At 65.3% G+C, this 16,163-nt stretch carries 19 protein-coding genes; 14 read left to right on the top strand and 5 right to left on the bottom strand.

The window, feature by feature from the left end:
• Positions 1-17: 17 nt before the first annotated feature.
• The 4 genes from AAG612_RS15125 to AAG612_RS15140 all read right to left on the bottom strand — a co-directional run bounded on the left by AAG612_RS15125 (position 18) and on the right by AAG612_RS15140 (position 4,380).
• Positions 18-353, bottom strand: a complete 336-nt coding sequence (locus tag AAG612_RS15125; protein ID WP_342511582.1) for an AtpZ/AtpI family protein — start codon at positions 351-353, stop codon at positions 18-20.
• A 125-nt stretch (positions 354-478) separates the two neighbouring features.
• Positions 479-886: a YdbL family probable chaperone protein gene (locus tag AAG612_RS15130; RefSeq protein ID WP_342511584.1), complete on the bottom strand. Its 408-nt coding sequence runs from the start codon at positions 884-886 to the stop codon at positions 479-481.
• Positions 887-931: 45 nt separating this feature from the next.
• A complete protein-coding gene (locus tag AAG612_RS15135; RefSeq protein ID WP_342511586.1) occupies positions 932-1,120 on the bottom strand; it encodes a YnbE family lipoprotein in 189 nt (62 codons plus the stop codon).
• Positions 1,121-1,152: 32 nt separating this feature from the next.
• Complete coding sequence (locus tag AAG612_RS15140) at positions 1,153-4,380, bottom strand: intermembrane phospholipid transport protein YdbH family protein (protein WP_342511588.1); 3,228 nt, start codon at positions 4,378-4,380, stop codon at positions 1,153-1,155.
• Positions 4,381-4,455: 75 nt separating this feature from the next.
• Between AAG612_RS15140 and radC the strand changes: the two genes are divergently transcribed.
• From radC to AAG612_RS15180, 8 genes are all read left to right on the top strand, one after another.
• The gene (radC, locus tag AAG612_RS15145; protein WP_342511590.1) at positions 4,456-5,166 is read left to right on the top strand and encodes a RadC family protein; all 711 of its coding nucleotides are present in this window, start codon (positions 4,456-4,458) and stop codon (positions 5,164-5,166) included.
• 56 nt (positions 5,167-5,222) lie between these two features.
• Positions 5,223-6,533, top strand: a complete 1,311-nt coding sequence (purB, locus tag AAG612_RS15150) for an adenylosuccinate lyase (protein WP_342511591.1) — start codon at positions 5,223-5,225, stop codon at positions 6,531-6,533.
• Between the two features lie 88 nt (positions 6,534-6,621).
• The gene (locus tag AAG612_RS15155; RefSeq protein WP_342511593.1) at positions 6,622-7,083 is read left to right on the top strand and encodes a LapA family protein; all 462 of its coding nucleotides are present in this window, start codon (positions 6,622-6,624) and stop codon (positions 7,081-7,083) included.
• Positions 7,080-7,754, top strand: coding sequence for an orotidine-5'-phosphate decarboxylase (gene pyrF / locus AAG612_RS15160; protein WP_342511594.1), 675 nt, complete (start codon positions 7,080-7,082; stop codon positions 7,752-7,754). The genes AAG612_RS15155 and pyrF overlap by 4 nt, the downstream gene beginning before the upstream one ends.
• Positions 7,751-8,281, top strand: a complete 531-nt coding sequence (locus tag AAG612_RS15165) for a hypothetical protein (RefSeq protein ID WP_342511596.1) — start codon at positions 7,751-7,753, stop codon at positions 8,279-8,281. The genes pyrF and AAG612_RS15165 overlap by 4 nt, the downstream gene beginning before the upstream one ends.
• 49 nt (positions 8,282-8,330) lie before the next feature.
• Positions 8,331-9,116: a hypothetical protein gene (locus AAG612_RS15170; RefSeq protein WP_342511598.1), complete on the top strand. Its 786-nt coding sequence runs from the start codon at positions 8,331-8,333 to the stop codon at positions 9,114-9,116.
• Positions 9,117-9,156: 40 nt separating this feature from the next.
• Entirely contained in the window at positions 9,157-9,774 is a 618-nt protein-coding gene (locus AAG612_RS15175; RefSeq protein WP_342511600.1) for a hypothetical protein, read from the top strand.
• 52 nt (positions 9,775-9,826) lie between these two features.
• A complete protein-coding gene (locus AAG612_RS15180) occupies positions 9,827-10,468 on the top strand; it encodes a phosphoribosylanthranilate isomerase (protein WP_342511602.1) in 642 nt (213 codons plus the stop codon).
• Positions 10,469-10,481: 13 nt separating this feature from the next.
• On the opposite strand, the gene AAG612_RS15185 is transcribed toward AAG612_RS15180, so the two are convergent.
• A complete protein-coding gene (locus tag AAG612_RS15185; protein ID WP_342511604.1) occupies positions 10,482-10,946 on the bottom strand; it encodes an outer membrane beta-barrel protein in 465 nt (154 codons plus the stop codon).
• A gap of 288 nt (positions 10,947-11,234) precedes the next feature.
• On the opposite strand from AAG612_RS15185, the gene trpB reads away from it, so the two are divergent.
• From trpB to accD, 6 genes are all read left to right on the top strand, one after another.
• Positions 11,235-12,452, top strand: a complete 1,218-nt coding sequence (gene trpB, locus AAG612_RS15190) for a tryptophan synthase subunit beta (protein WP_342511606.1) — start codon at positions 11,235-11,237, stop codon at positions 12,450-12,452.
• A 44-nt stretch (positions 12,453-12,496) separates the two neighbouring features.
• Positions 12,497-13,180, top strand: a complete 684-nt coding sequence (locus tag AAG612_RS15195) for a hypothetical protein (protein WP_342511608.1) — start codon at positions 12,497-12,499, stop codon at positions 13,178-13,180.
• Positions 13,181-13,408: 228 nt separating this feature from the next.
• Positions 13,409-13,582, top strand: a complete 174-nt coding sequence (locus tag AAG612_RS15200) for a hypothetical protein (RefSeq protein WP_342511610.1) — start codon at positions 13,409-13,411, stop codon at positions 13,580-13,582.
• 35 nt (positions 13,583-13,617) lie between these two features.
• Positions 13,618-14,067 carry a GFA family protein gene (locus tag AAG612_RS15205; protein ID WP_342511612.1) on the top strand — a complete coding sequence of 150 codons (450 nt, stop codon included), beginning with the start codon at positions 13,618-13,620 and terminating at the stop codon, positions 14,065-14,067.
• Between the two features lie 293 nt (positions 14,068-14,360).
• On the top strand, positions 14,361-15,176 hold the full coding sequence (gene trpA, locus AAG612_RS15210; RefSeq protein WP_342511614.1) for a tryptophan synthase subunit alpha: 816 nt from the start codon (positions 14,361-14,363) through the stop codon (positions 15,174-15,176).
• Complete coding sequence (gene accD / locus AAG612_RS15215; protein ID WP_342511616.1) at positions 15,173-16,021, top strand: acetyl-CoA carboxylase, carboxyltransferase subunit beta; 849 nt, start codon at positions 15,173-15,175, stop codon at positions 16,019-16,021. The genes trpA and accD overlap by 4 nt, the downstream gene beginning before the upstream one ends.
• Positions 16,022-16,163 lie beyond the last annotated feature (142 nt).

Genomic DNA, 16,163 nt, shown 5'->3' on the forward strand with positions numbered 1-16,163 from the left:
CGCAATGTGAATTCGTTTCAACCCTCGTCGGAGGGCGGCTTTTGCGTTCCCGCGATGCGGAAGACATTCCTGAAAGCCACGCCTATCCCAAGGAACAGGCCGACCAACAGACCCCAGGGCCCCGTCCCGGCCAGCGTATCGACGCCGAAACCGAGCAGCGAACCGCCGAGCAACCCACCCACGAGATCCGCCAGCACCCGGTTGCCCATGCGATGATCCGCATGTGACTTACTGGACACCTTGGACCCGGTGCGCTTCTCCTCTCGCTCGCGTGCGGCTTTCAGCCGCGCCTCGAGCGCGTCGATCCGCGCATCCTCGGGTATGGGCTCTCGTGCAGACTTGTCGTCGCTCATGCCTGGCTCCCTTTCATAAAAGAAGTTCGCGCGGCATGGGCACGACCTGCCCGCCGAGGGCGCGGTCGCCTTAGAAAAGGCTCCCAGCCAAGTCAACAAGGGCGAACACGCCCCGGGGCACGGTTTCAACTAGCGGGAGGGCAACGGCTGTCGCGCTCGGGCGGCGCGGTGGTGCGCGTCTTCCACGAACCATCGGGCGCCTGATATTTCTCGCCCGGTTCGGTGCGGGCGATCAGGATGCACCCCTGGGTCAGCGCATAGGCGTCGATGGTGGCTTTCTGTTCGCTGGCGCGCTCGGTGTAGTTCGCACGGCGGCGGATGTTGATGTCCGCCACCAGATCGCGGATTGCCTGCGGCTGATCGCCGACCACGCCGAGGAAACCGTCCATCCGCTCGCCCACCTGCCCGTTTTCGCGCGCGGCGGCATAGGCGGGATCGCGCTGGAACATCGCCGCTGCCGGATTGGCGAGCGCGAGCGCGATTGCGCCGCCCGTCGTCGCCAGCATCAGCCTGGCCATCGCCGGTTTTGCCATCTTCGGCCTGGAACCCATCGTCATCTCAACTTCCCTTCGCCCGACCTAGAAGATGTCGGGATTGGCATCGATATTCTCCTCAACATCCGCCGCGAGGCGATAGATCACCTCCTGCTGGATGTTGATGTTGAGCTCGATCACGATCGGTTCAGACGGTGCATTCACGTTGATGCAGCCACCCAGCAGGCAAAGCCCGCCGATCGAGCCGAGGCCCTTCACTTTCCCTGGCATCATGGGCTTTCCTCGCTTTCCGCGTCCTGAATACGTCATTTCATCCCTTCCCCGCCATTTTCCGCTGCTTCGCCGTTTTTGCGGCTCTCTTGTTCGGCCTCGTCCCGCTCGCGCACCTCTTCGCCCGTGATGTCGCGCCGCAAGCGGACTCCGTCGTCGCTGAGCAGGCCGAGCGAGCGCGGATCGCGCACGAAGGCGGGATCGAAGAAAGACCGCACATTCTGCACCAGCGCGTAGAACGGCGCGGTAATGTTGATGCGGAACTCGATCGGCAGCGCCGCGATGCGCCGGGTGATGAAGTTGCTGTCTGCATCCTCGCCCTGCGCGATTCCCTGGAACCGCAGCCGGGTGATGATCTCGCCGGTCAGCGGCCCTTCGATCTCGACCGCCAGTGCCTTGTAATCGAGCGAGCGCAGCGCCGAGAAAGCGAAGTTGGCGTAGGGCGACAGGTCTTCGTAGGTCAGTTCGCCGACATAGGCGACATTGCCCCCCGGCGACCGCGAGGTCAGCAGCCCGTCGACGATCCGGCCATTGCCCTGCGCATCGAACAGCACGGTGATGCTCCCGTCGAAAACGCCGGTCGCGTTGATATTGCCAAGCTCCAGCCGCTCGACCAGCCGCGCCGCGTCGAGTCCTTCGATATCGAAAATGTAGGCGCGTTCTTCTTCGGTGCCGATGTTGATATCGAGCCCGCGCAGGGCGATCGTGCCGCCAAGGAAAGGCGCCCGCCCCCCATCGACCGCGATCAGCTGGCCTTCGCGCAGCGCGAAATCGACCGTCGCACCCTCGACCGGGATACCCGGATTGACCGAGCGAACCGCGATCCGCTGATTCGGCGCGGTCGTCAGGCCGAGAAGATCGTCGAACCGGATCGTGCCCGACGCGCCCTCGACCGGGCCGAAGGCGGCGGCAAAATCGATATCGTCGGACGTGAATGCCCCGGTGCTGGTGACATCGTCCGGATTCCAGTCGATCCGGCCCGTGCCCGTGATCACCCCGTCGACCTGCGCGACCACCCCGAAAGCGAGGCGCGTGATGTCCGAGGGTTGCAATTGGGGCCCGAAGCGCAAGCCCGGCACATCGAGATCGGCGAAGCCGATGCCGGTGCCAAGGTCGTGCTCGACCACGAAATCGGTCACCACCCGGTCGGTCCCGGGCTCGCGCAGGCGGGCATCGGCCACGATCCGGTTGTCGCGCAGGCGCAGGCTGGCTTCGCGCGCGACAAGCTGCTCGAACCGGGGTGGATCGTCGCGGTCGTGCAGCTCGAACGCGCCATTGGTCAGCACCAGCGCGCCATCGGCATAGGACCAGTCTCCCTCTGCCTGGCGCAGATCGAGCGGAACTGCATCGAGGCTTATATCCGCGCCGCTGAACGTGCCCGCGATCTCCCGACCGAGCTGCGCCCGCAGGTCCGAGATCGCGAAGCGTGCGGCGCTCCCCCCTGAACCCAGCACCACGTCGAGCGAGCGCGCGGACAGCGCGCCGGGATAAGCAAAGCCGACCGGGCCGCTGTCGATGGCGATCGGCGTTCCCGCCAGCCGCCCGTCGAGGTCGAGGCTTGGCGCACCGGCGGCGATGCGGATATCGCCGCCGCCTGCGGTCAGGATCGGGCGGCCTCTGGGCGGGCACAGGGTCACGCCGCGCCGCTCAAGCTCCAAGTTCGCATAGACCAGCCGCTCGAACGCCACCTTGGTGCAATCGGGCCACAGCGCGAGGCGATTGCCGTCATAGGATCCCTTGAGCGGCAGATTCAGGCCGCGTGCGAAGCCACCCGGCAACGGCCCGCTCGCCCGGACCGCGCCCGCCAGCCCGACAGTGCCCCCCGGAGCCTGCGCCACGGCGAGCTGCGGGATGGCGATGCTGCTGTCGCCCGCTCGATATTCGTCCATCGACATTTGCAGGACGAGGCGGCCCGACGGCGCGCGATCCATCCGGCCCGCAATAACCGGCATCCCTGCGCCGCCGGTGCGGAAATTGCCGGTCGCACGCGGCAACGCGCCATCGGTCGGCTGGATGGAAAGGCGCGAGAGGGAAAGGATGCGCGAACCGCTCGCGCCGAACAGATCGGCGCTCGGCGCACCGATCGCGATCCCCCGGGCGCCGGTCGCGACCTGAACCTCCGCAGCCAGCCGACTGCCGGGAATCTCCCGCGCCAGCGCGGCCCGCACCCTCGCGAGCAACGGCGCGATGAGCGTATCGCGGCTCGCTCGCTCCCATTCGCGAAGCTGCCCCTGCCAGCCGCTGCCGGGCGTCAGGCCTTCGCCCGCGATGCTGGCACGGGCACGCCACTGGCCCTCTTCGGTCCGCCGGGCCGTGCCCTCGGCATCGAGGCTGTCGGCGGCGACATGTGCGACCCGCGCATTGCCGAACCCGAGATCGTAGCGCAGGCTTATCTGGCCATCGCGCAGCGCCAGCTCGCCCTCGATCGTGCTGCGGGCCGCCGCGAACTGCTCCGCCGCGAGCCGCGCCGTGGTGCCATCGACAGCCAGATCGAGCCCATCGAGCGAATTGTCGATCGTCAGGGCAAGGGGCGAGCGCAAATCGTCCACACGGATTCGCGGATCGTCGCAGGTGATGCGGGCAATGCGCAGCGGCCCGCGCAAGGTGGGTCGCCCTCGGCGCACCGTGATGCGGCCCTGCCCCCGCGCATCGTCCAGCGCGCAGCCCGCCACCGAGAGATTCTCGCCGCGCAGGGCGTAGCTCCCGGCAAAGCCGCCATCGAGTTTGCCTTCACCCGCCAGCGCCACTGCAAGATCGCCATACGCGCCGCCGATTCGTGCGCGGCCATCGACGATCTTCACGTCGAGCTCGGGCAGGCCCGGCGGCCCTCCGCTGTCGCGGAACAGCGCGCTGTCGAGCACGCCGAAGCTGATCGCGTCCTCGCCCAGCGTACCCTTCAGTCGTGGGCTTTCGAGCGTGATTCGCCCGAGCTGCGTGCCGAAGGGCCGGATGCGCAGGTCGACGATGGCGCGCTCTATGGTCAGGTCGGGATCGCCCGGATCGCCAATGACGAGATTGCGCAGGACCTGCCGGTCGGGGCCGATCGATTCGATCTCGTAGGTCGCAGGCAGATCATATTCGTCGAGCTGCTGCTGGATGAAGTCGTCGGCGATGGATTCGCGCGAGAACCACACGACCGCCGCCGCCATGGCGATCAGCAGCAGGGTTACGCCGAGGGCATACGCCAGAAGGGTGCGCGTGCCGCGTCGCCGGCCACTGGCCGCGCCGTCGCTTTCACCCTCTGCATCGGCGCCGTCGGCCATTCGCGTCACTCACTTGCGCGTTCTGCCCGCAACAGGCACCTTTACGCATCGGTGCACTCCTATCGGGATGTCGGCGTGGCGCAAGGAAATGACGATTTCGCCACGAAGAAGGGTGGCCATTCCGCCGAGGGGCATCGCGAACGGCTGCGCAAGCGCCTGCTGACGGGCGGAGCAGAGGCGCTCGCCGATTACGAAGTGCTCGAATATCTGCTGTTCGCTGCGATCCGCCGGGGCGACACCAAGCCGATCGCCAAGGCGCTGCTCGCCCGCTTCGGATCGCTGGCACGCGTGCTGGAGGCCGAGCCTGCGGCGCTCGCCAAGTCGCCCGGCATGGGCGAAGCGAGTGCGGCCGCGCTCAAGGCGGTGGCGCTGGCGGCACGGCGCATGACCCGCAGCGAGGTGGCGGAAAAGCCGGTGATCGCGAACTGGCATGCGCTGATCGACTACCTCACCACCGACATGGCGAACCTGACGGTTGAACGCGTGCGGGTGTTGTACCTCGATACGCGCAACCGGCTGGTACAGGATCATCACGTGGGCGACGGATCGCTGGACGAAGCGGCGATCCATCCGCGCGAGGTGATCCGGCGCGGGCTCGACCTCGGCGCGGCGGCGCTGATCCTCGTCCACAACCACCCCAGCGGCAGCCCCGAGCCCAGCCGCGCCGACATTGCGGTCCCCCATCGCATCGCCGAAGCCGGGCGGCTGCTCGGCATCGGCGTGCACGACCATGTCATCATCGGCCAGGGCCGCCATGTCAGCCTGAAGGCGAAGGGCTTGATCTAGCGCGTCTCGCCGCTAAGCCGCGCCTGCATCCCCGCCATTCCAATCCGGAGCCCTCCATGGTCCCCCGCTACGCCCGCCCCGAAATGACCGCCCTGTGGGAGCCGGAGGCGAAATATCGCATCTGGTTCGAGATCGAGGCACATGCGACCCAAAAGCTCGCCGATCTGGGCGTGGTGCCCGAGAGTGCCGCGAAGGCGCTGTGGGACTGGTGGGAGACGAATCCCACTATCGACGTCGAGGCGATCGACGCGATCGAGGCGGTGACCAAGCACGACGTGATCGCCTTCCTCACCTGGGTGGCAGAGCATGTCGGCGAGGAAGCGCGTTTCATGCACCAGGGCATGACCAGTTCGGACGTGCTCGACACGACCCTCTCGGTCCAGCTGGTCCGCGCGACCGATATCCTGCTGGCCGACATGGACGGCCTGCTCAAAGCGCTCAAGCGCCGGGCAGAGGAACACAAGTTCACGCCCACCATCGGGCGCAGCCACGGCATCCACGCCGAACCCGTCACCTTCGGGCTCAAGCTGGCGCAGGCCTACGCCGAGTTCGACCGGTGCCGCGCGCGCCTGTGGGATGCACGCACCGAAATCGCGACCTGCGCCATTTCGGGCGCGGTCGGCACCTTCGCCAATATCTCCCCTGATGTGGAAGCCTATGTGGCGGACAAATTGGGACTGGTCCCAGAACCGGTCAGCACGCAGGTGATCCCACGCGATCGCCACGCAATGTATTTCGCCACGCTGGCGGTGATCGCCGGGTCGATCGAGCGGCTGGCGGTGGAAATCCGCCACCTGCAGCGCACCGAGGTGCTGGAAGCGGAAGAGTTCTTCTCCAAGGGGCAGAAGGGTTCGTCGGCCATGCCGCACAAGCGCAACCCCGTGCTGACCGAGAACCTGACCGGCCAGGCGCGCATGATCCGCGCCTATGCCCTGCCCGCGCTCGAAAACGTCGCCCTGTGGCACGAGCGCGACATCAGCCATTCCAGCGTCGAACGCTTCATCGGCCCCGACGCGACCATCACGCTCGACTTCGCGCTCGCCCGCCTCACCGGCGTGGTCGACAAGCTGCTCGTGTACCCCGAGCGGATGGAGGCCAACATGAACCGCATGGGCGGCCTGATCCACTCACAGCGCGTACTGCTGGCGCTGACCCAGAACGGCGTCAGCCGCGAGGATGCCTATGCCATCGTCCAGCGCAACGCGATGAAGGTGTGGGGCAGCGACGGGCAGCTGCAGCTGCTCGACCTGCTCAAGCAGGACGAGGATGTCGCGAAGGCACTGTCCGAAAATGACCTGACCGCTCTGTTCGACCTCGACTATCACCTGAAACACGTCGAAACGATCTTCGCCCGCGTCTTCGGGTGACCGGCGGTTCGCCCGCGAGGCTCCGGCTGGACGGGCGTGGCGGGGCGGTTTAGGCTTTGAGCAAGGCGTATTCGGGGGAATTTTGGCAATGCAGATTATTCGGACAATCATCTGGGTCCTGATCCTCGTCGGCGTGCTCCTCTTCTCGTTCTTCAACTGGAGCGATGTCGAGGTGACGATCTGGGACAACCTGGTGCTCGAAACCAAGGTGCCCGCGCTGGTCATCATTTCCTTCCTGCTCGGCTTCCTGCCGACATGGCTCTATGCGCGCGGCGTCATCTGGAGCCTCAATCGCAAGATCCGCAGCCTCGAGATCGCGGCCAAGGCAAGCTCGGTCTCCGCCGCCGCGCGCGAAAGCGACCGCGAGGAAGCGGCGCGACAGGACGAGTCCCAAACAGAAACAGAGCCCGATGCTGAACCAGAGCCCGAAACGCAGGCCGAAGTCGAAGCTCAGGACGAGACCGACGCCCGGCTTACGGCGGACGATTCCGCCACGCCGGTCGACGGTGACGATGCCATCGACACCAGGGAAAAGTCGGCCACAAAATGACCAACCCCGTCTATCTCGCCCTCGATCTCCCGCGCGTCGACGCGGCGCGCGCCATCGCCGAAAAGGTCAAGGGCCACATCGGCGGGATCAAGCTGGGGCTCGAATTCTTCTGCGCGCATGGCCACCACGGGGTCCATGAACTGGCGCAGGTCGGCCTGCCGATCTTCCTCGACCTCAAGCTCCACGACATTCCCAATACGGTCGCCGGCGCGATGCAGGCGATCCACGTTCTGGAACCGCGGATCGTCACCGTTCATGCTGCGGGCGGACGCGCGATGATGGAAGATGCCAAGGCGGCGGCGGGCGAGAACACGAAGGTTGTCGCAGTGACCATGCTCACCAGCCTCGACGAACGCGACCTCGCGCGCACCGGCGTATCGGGCAGCGCGCACGACCAGGTTCTCCGCCTTGCCGATCTGGCGCAGGACGCCGGTCTCGACGGGATCGTATGCTCGGGCCACGAGGTGGGCGAGGTGCACAGGCGCTGGAAGCACGGCTTCTTCGTCGTCCCCGGCCTGCGACCCGCTGGGAGCGCGGTCGGCGATCAGAAGCGCGTCGTCACCCCGCGCGCTGCCCGCGATGCAGGCGCCAGCGTGCTGGTGATCGGTCGCCCGATCTCGAAGGCCGAAGACCCGCTGGCAGCGGCGCGGGCAATCGAAGAGACACTGTGAGAGCCCTCGCGTCGCTCTTCGCCATCGCGCTGGCCGGCTGCGCCACTACCGGTGGTTATACCGAGCGCGTGACCCTGATCGACCCGGCGCAGGGCGAACGTGCGACGACCACCTGCTCGCGCGCGGGGCCCGAAGACCCGAGCGACTATTTCACGCCCAGCGCGCGCGAAGTCACCGCCATCGAAAGCGCGGCGATGCGGCTGCTGCGCGACAGCTGGGCCGACTATGAAGCGCTTCTCGCGCAGGCGGCGATGGGCAGCGACGACAGCGCCACTCCCTTCGACTGGCCGGACAATCCCGCGCTCTACGATCGCCAGTATATCGGCTATCACGAAGATGGCCGCCGGATGATCTACGGCAGCTATTTCCCCACCGGCTTCCGGCTCGAACCGGGTGAGCCCGTGGTGCTGTGCGATGGCGGCTTCCGCTTCTTCGGGGTGGAGTTCGACCTGGAGGCCAACAAAGTCCGCCGCTTGGCCTTCGACGGAACGCGCGGCGGCCCGGTCTTCCCGCCGATCGAACGCTGAGTTCTTCGCCAGCCCAAATCCCGGATGTCGCCCAAATCCCGGATGTCGGTTGAACAGCCGTGGCTTCGCGAAGCTCCGGCGTCCGCTCAATTTGACTATTCCGCACCAACCATGCGACGTTTTGTCGAGGTCGATATCCGCGCCGATCGCGCGCGGACCCGTTCACATCGCGAGTTTTTCAAGGGAGTGGGCTGTGAATGTTCGCAATTTCAAGTACCTGCTTTTGCATGCCCTGGCGGGACTTGTGCTGCTGACGCCATACGGTGCAGCGGGGCAGAATCGATCCGTCGGCGGCGAACTGATCGGCCAGGCGCGCGATGCCTTCCGCCATGTTTACGATCGATATGGCGAAGAGGAGCGAAAGACGAATTACGGTGGTTCCTACACGCTCCGCAATTACCAGATGATCTCATTCAATACGAATACCCGGCTCTGCCGCGCTGCGAATGGTCGGCTGGCGGTTTTCATCGACGGAACGATGGAGCAGTATCGTCTCAAGGAAACGTTCAACCGCGATGGCAGCAGATGGCCGCGGCCCGGCGACGGGTCCGTCGACTACGAGCCGCGCCTTGAGTTCATCATCCCGGTAGACATCACCGCTTCGAACGACACCTATCGCTTCGAATTCGCCACGCAGGATATCGAGCTCAATTGGTACGGCGATCGCCTGGCCTGGGTAGACGAGGTCTACGCCGACAATTTCCCGAGCGCGGTGCGCAACAAGAGAGGGGAAGTTTTGTCGATGAACAGTTCCGATAGGGAAAGCTACGCTCGCTCGCCCGAGGCTTTCACCCGAGAGCTTGCCAATGCCCTGAAACCGTGCGGGGAACGGTAGCCTTCCGGGCCATCCCGAAAGAAACCTGAAGGGGATTTTCATGAAACCGATCTTGCCCGCAGCGCTCGCTGCACTGCTCGTTTGCAGTATCGCGCAGCCACAACCCGTATCCGCCCAGCAAACCGTCGACCTGCGCCAGAAGAGCGGCAAGACCGCGCTCAACCGATGGATGCAGATCTGGTTCGAGGATATCAGCCTCGATCGGATGTCGACGATCAAGCGCAGGCCCGCCGGGGTCATGAATTGCGACGGCTGCTATTTCGAATCCTGGGAAGGCGTTACCGAGCTGCTGCCCAAGAATGTGAAATTCTGCATGCGCAATTCGCAGCTTCACGTCTCGATGTCGGGCCGCACGGAAGGCGGATCGCGACAGTACCTCATGCAGAATGGCCGACGGATCACCGCGACGGGGGGCTTGCGCAAACTGGTCTGGGAAGATCGCGGATGGGACGACTGGCAGGTCGTCATCCCGGTACAAATCCGCCAGAATCAGGGTTCGGCGCGCCTGACGCTGGAAAGCGACCGGCTGCGCACCTGGGGCGTGGACAGCGATGAGTTCCGCCGCGCGGTCAGCCGCGCGCGGCCTATCGATGTGAGGCACGTTGCCGGTGTGGGCCTCGTCACCGATAACATGACCGTCTATTCTCGCTGCCGGTGAGAAGTCGGCATTCGGCTTTCTTTCGGAATCCGGTCGCTTTAGCGGAAGCCGGATGACGACCGAGGTCAAGATCTGTGGGCTGTCCACGCCCGACGCGCTGGACGCCGCCGTGGATGCGGGCGCGACGCATGTCGGCCTCGTTCACTTCCCGCCGAGCCCGCGGCACGTCACGCTGGAGGCTGCCACGAAGCTGCGCGCGCGGGTGCCCGATCATGTGCAGACGGTCGTCCTCGTAGTCGATCCGGATAAGGCGCTGCTCGGCGCGATCGTCGATACCATCCGCCCCGATATCCTCCAGTTCCACGGGCGCGAGGCACCCGAAGCCGTCGCGGCGTCGGGCGCGCAATTCGATGTGGAGACGTGGAAAGCCGTCGGGCTCGGCGATGGTGCGGCTCTCGATCGGGCGACGACCTACAAGGGCTCCGCCGACCGCCTGCTGTTCGATGCGCCCCCGGCGCTGCTTCCCGGCGGCAATGGCGAGCCGTTCGACTGGGCGCTGCTCGACCGGGCCGACATCGGCATGCCCTGGGGGCTGGCAGGAGGACTCACCCCGGACAACGTGGCCAGGGCGATCCAGCGCACCGGCGCGCCATTGGTCGATGTGTCGAGCGGGGTCGAGAGCGCCCCGGGCGTGAAAGACATCGCCCTGATCCGCGCCTTTTGCGACGCGGCGCGAGACGCTCGATCGCCCTAGCTGCCGCTCACAGTCAGAAGAATGTGCCGATCCCGATGGTCACCGCGTTGCTCTGGTGATGATCCACGAACACGTGGCGGTACTCGGCGGACAGATAGGTGCCGCCATGCCCCAGATGATGCTCGTATCCCAGGCCGACATGCGGGCCGTCGCCGTGGTGGGTGAAGGTGTAGCCGCCGTTGACGAACACGCTGCCCTTCTCGGTCACCGCGGTGCCGAGGCGGCCTGTCAGCGCGAGCTCGACATAGGTGTCGTCGGCGAGGATCTTCTCGCCCGAAACCTCGCCCCCGAGGAAGGTGTGATCGCCCAGGTCGAAATCGTAACCCGCCGCGATGCCGAGGACGGGATCGGTGTGATCTTCGGTCCACGCGACGCCGCCGCGCAGCTCCGCACGCGGCCCGCCGGTCGCTTCCCCGGCAAGCGCGGGAGCGGCGGGGAGAGCGACCAGAAGAGCCGAAAACACAGCGCGTTTCTGCATCGATACATCCTATCAAGCGGGCGTCCGCGCCCTCGACAGAGCGCTGGCCCGAACCCAAGCCTTACGATGTCCATCATAGGCGGGGGGCACGCGCAGGATCGCGATCCGGCAGGATTTTTTGATGCACAGGCTCGCGGCGTCGACTCGGCCCTTCATACCCCTTGACCCGCCCGCCCTGAGCTTGTCGAAGGGCCGCAGTCATTTTCACCAGCCGCATGCGAAGTAAGAGCAGTGGTAGGCCGTGGGCCAGCTGCCGCTTCCGACAGGCTCAGCACGAACGGATTTTGCGTGACCAACCCCGTGCCCAATTCCTACCGCAACCAGCCGGACGAGCGCGGCCATTTCGGCGATTTCGGCGGGCGCTATGTCGCCGAAACGCTGATGCCCAACATCCTCGCGCTGGAGCAGGCGTATGACGAGGCCAAGAAAGACCCCGCCTTTACCGACCAGTTCGAGAATCTGCTGGAGCATTACGTGGGCCGCCCCAGCCCGCTCTACTTTGCGGAGCGCCTGACCGAGGCACTGGGCGGTGCGCAGGTGTGGTTCAAGCGCGACGAGCTGAATCATACGGGCGCGCACAAGATCAACAATTGCATCGGGCAGATCCTGCTCGCGCTGCGCATGGGCAAGACGCGGATCATCGCGGAGACCGGCGCTGGCCAGCACGGCGTCGCCACCGCCACGGTGTGCGCGCGCTTCGGCCTGCCCTGCGTCGTGTACATGGGCGCCGAGGACGTGCGGCGGCAATCGCCCAACGTGTTCCGGATGAAGCTGCTCGGCGCGGAAATCGTGCCGGTCACCAGCGGGCGCGGCACGCTGAAGGACGCGATGAACGAGGCGCTGCGCGACTGGGTCGCGAATGTGGACGACACCTTCTACATCATCGGCACCGCCGCCGGCCCGCACCCCTACCCCGCGATGGTCCGCGACTTCCAGAGCGTGATCGGCACCGAAGCGCGCGCGCAGATGCAAAAGCGGGTGGGCCGCCTGCCCGACCTGCTGGTCGCCTGCATCGGCGGCGGCTCGAATGCGCTCGGCCTGTTCCACCCGTTTCTCGACGATCCTGACGTGAAGATGCTCGGCGTCGAAGCGGCAGGCCTCGGCCTCGATGGAGACCAGCACGCCGCCAGCCTGACCGGCGGCGCACCCGGCATCCTCCACGGCAACAAGACCTTCCTGCTGCAGGACGAGGACGGCCAGATCACCGAAGGCCACTCGATCTCCGCAGGCCTCGACTACCCCGGCATCGGCCCCGAGCATGCCTGGCTGAAAGACATCGGGCGGGTGGAATACACCGCCGTCACCGACGACGAGGCGCTCGAAGCCTTCCAGCTGCTATGCCGGACCGAGGGGATCATCCCCGCGCTGGAGCCTTCGCATGCCATCGCGGCGGTCGCAAAGCGCGCGAAGGAGATGGACAAGGACTCGATCATCCTCGCGAATTTGTGCGGGAGGGGGGATAAGGATATCTTCACCGTGGCGGAGAAGCTCGGGGTGGAGATTTAAGCGAATTAATTGGTCGGGAGGCAGGGGGAAGAAACATACGGGTAATGTTGATCGCAGCACTTTCAGTATTGGCTGGGTGTTCTCAACCCCAGGCTGAGCCCCAGAAGTCCGAATCCGGGCGAGAAGAGGATTTCGATGCTTCGGACGCTGCACTGGCGGTATCGGGGAAGGCGCTCGACGATCATCAAGTGAAATTCGAGGTCGAGACTACACTCCCGTTACCTGTAGAGGTTGTGGCGAGCGTCTCTCTCAAGGGGCAAGCTCCGGAAGATGTTTACCTTGGCCATTCCGAGCGGATGAAGATCGAGGATGCCCAATCAACTTTCATCGTGGACACAAGCAAGGCTCAACAGCCCTTGCCCACTGGCGACTATGAAGCTGAGGTCTCCTTCTATCCTCGCTGGGGTGCCGAGAATGGTAATGCTGCGGCAAAAGCGGCCCCAGAATTGCGGGCAAGTGCGGACGTTTCACTAAAGGGTACGGGTAGCGATCGAGCTGCGGCTGAGCGCAAGAATGAACTCCAGCGCTGGGTGATGGGCAATCTCGGCATGAACGAGCCATGGAATCGAGAAACCTATGAGGCAAAGCTCGGCAAGGCTGAAAAAGGTCCCTCGACGATGTCGCACCTACATGATGCCTATTACTTCCCGGATGCTGATATGACCCTGCTCGTCAACCGAGTGAAGAACGAGGTGACAGTCTGGCGCATGGGGAATGTGACGGAATAATCCCTTATGAAGATTTGAAACTCACTCGTCATTGCGAGGAGCCTGAAAGGCGACGCGGCAATCCAGATTGAGAGCTTGCCGCAAAACGCTAATGTCGGGTGCTGGATTGCTTCGCCTGCGGCTCGCGATGACGATAACCTCCCCGTCACCCCGGACTTGATCCGGGGTCCCGCTTACTCCAGCGTGGCGTGAGGCGTTCTTCGCCGCCGACGCATTCGGAGTAGCAGTTTGACCTTTTCACCCGTCCGCGCGCTGGTGTTCTTCATGATCGGCCTCCCGATAGGCTTCATTCTGTCGGCGCTGGGCTTCGGGGCGACCGGGCAGGAGATCGCGGCTCCGGCACTGGTCCCATCGGCGGCGGGTACTGCGGCCATCATCAGTATCGGTGCGGGATTCAGGTAGCCTGCCAAGTGAATTTGAGCATGGGAATCTAGCGCATGGGCGAGAGCGGGACTCTGGCGCTCCACGGCTCCTGCCATTGCGGCAGGGTATCGGTCGAACTGCGCACCCAATCGCCAACGCCACCGGCGGCGCGCGCGTGCGGGTGCTCCTTCTGCACCAAGCATGGCGCGGCGTGGACCAAAGATCCTCAGGGCGAGCTTGTTCTGTCGCATCGCGCACCCGGTGATATCCTCCGCTACCGCTTCGGACTGGGCATTACCGACTTCATCATCTGCGCGCATTGCGGCGTGCCCTGCGTGGCGGTGGGCATGGTCGACGACCGGTTGCTGGGCGTGGTCAACATCAACACGATGGACCGGCGGAGCGATTTCGCCCCCGCCAGCTCCGCATCCTTCGACGGGGAAGATACCGACGACCGGCTCGCACGGCGGCGCAAGGGCTGGACGCCGGCGCGCGTGGTGTGCGCAGAGGATGACGGGTCATAGCTCGGAAGACGAAAGCTGGGTCGACCCCAATCACAAACGTCATCCCGGACTTGATCCGGGATCCTGCTTCTTCCGGAGCGTGCCACTCAAGGCAGCGGGACCCCGGATCAAGTCCGGGGTGACGAAAACGAGAAGCCCTGTCCTACACCCCCTCTCCACGCGCATAATCGCTGCATGATCGCCTCGACGCCCTTCCCCACCCAGCCGTTCTTTGCCATGCGCGCGCCGAACAAGTTTTTCTCCCCTTGGACACTGTGTCAGGTGTGTCAGCGTTCAGCCCCGAAGGAGCCCAGGTGAACAACGCGAACCGAATCGCCGCCGCCTTTGCAAAGCCCCACCCCGCACTCGTCTGCTTCGTCACCGCAGGCGACGGTGACACCGCCGCCAATCTCGATGCATTGGTCGAAGGCGGGGCGGATGTGATCGAGCTGGGCATGCCCTTCACCGATCCGATGGCGGACGGCCCGGCGATCCAGGCGGCGAATATCCGTGCATTGAAAGCCGGGACGACCACCGTCGACGTGCTGATGATCGCCAACGAGTTCCGCGACCGGCACCCGAATGTACCGCTGGTGCTGATGGGCTATGCCAACCCGATGGTCCGCCGCGGGCCTGAATGGTTCGCGCAAGAGGCAGCGGGCGCAGGCGTCGACGGGGTGATCTGCGTCGATATCCCGCCCGAAGAGGACTCCGCGCTCGGCCCGGCTTTGCGCGAACGGGGCATCGCTCCGATCCGCCTCGCCACACCCACCACCGATGATTTCCGCCTGCCGACCGTGATCGAGGGCTCCGAAGGCTTTCTCTACTACGTCTCGGTCGCAGGCATCACCGGCAAGCAGAGCGCCGCGCAGGACAGCATCGAGGCTGCCGTTAAGCGCCTGAAGGCGGCGACCGACCTGCCCGTGGCGGTCGGCTTCGGCGTGCGCACGCCCGAGCAGGCAGGCGCGATTGCGCAGGTCGCCGATGGCGTGGTGGTCGGCTCCGCGCTGGTCGATCTGGTCGCCGAACATGGCGCACAGGCACCGGCGCACCTGCGCGATCTCACCGCAAGCCTTGCCAAGGCGGTCCATTCTGCGGAAAGGACGCCCCAAAAGGAGTCTGGCGCATGAGCTGGTTCAACCGTGTCCGCAATTCGCTGCCCTTCGTCGCCAAGCGCTCCACCGAGGAGACGCTGTGGATCAAGTGCAAGGGCTGCGGAGAGATGATCTTCGCGAGCGACTACGCCGATAACCTGCATGTCTGCCCGCGCTGCGACCATCATGGGCGGATCGGCGCGGACCTCAGGATCGAGATGCTGATGGACGAAGGCTTCGAGCTGCTGCCGCAGCCCGAGGTGAAGGAAGACCCGCTCAAGTTCCGCGATTCGAAGCGCTATACCGACCGGCTGAAGCAGGCCCGCGCGGCCAATCCGCACCGCGATGCCTTTGTGGTCGCGAGCGGCGAGATCGAGGGCCAGCCCGCAGTTCTGGGCGTGCAGGATTTCCACTTCATGGGCGGCAGCATGGGCATGGCGGTGGGCCAGGCCTTCTGCGATGGCGCGGCCGAAGCGCTGAAGCGCAACTGCGGTTACATCGTGGCCACGGCGGCGGGCGGGGCGCGCATGCAGGAGGGCATTCTCAGCCTGATGCAGATGCCCAAGGCGACCGTGATGGTGCGCAAGCTGCGCGCAGCGGGACTGCCCTATATCGTGCTTCTGACCGACCCGACCACGGGCGGCGTCACCGCCAGCTACGCGATGCTCGGCGATGTGCAGATCGCGGAACCGGGCGCGCTGATCGGCTTTGCAGGCCAGCGCGTGATCCAGGAGACGATCCGCGAACAGCTGCCCGAAGGCTTCCAGCGCGCCGAGTATCTGCACGAACACGGCATGGTCGATCGCGTGGTCAACCGCCACGACCTCAAGGCCGAGCTGGCGATGATGCTGCGCTATATGCGTGGATCGAAGGCCGCGTAGTGAACATCCTCCCCTCCCCTTCAGGGGAGGGGATCGAGGGGTGGGGAAAGCTGGGCGCGAGGCCCCTCCCCCAACCCCCTCCCCTGAAGGAGAGGGGGCTTACGAAATGAAAGACTTCGCCCGCTCAGACGACCCCGCCGTT

The sequence above is a fragment of the Citromicrobium bathyomarinum genome (assembly GCF_038594605.1).
In the GTDB taxonomy this organism is placed as follows: Bacteria; Pseudomonadota; Alphaproteobacteria; order Sphingomonadales; family Sphingomonadaceae; genus Alteriqipengyuania; species Alteriqipengyuania bathyomarina_B.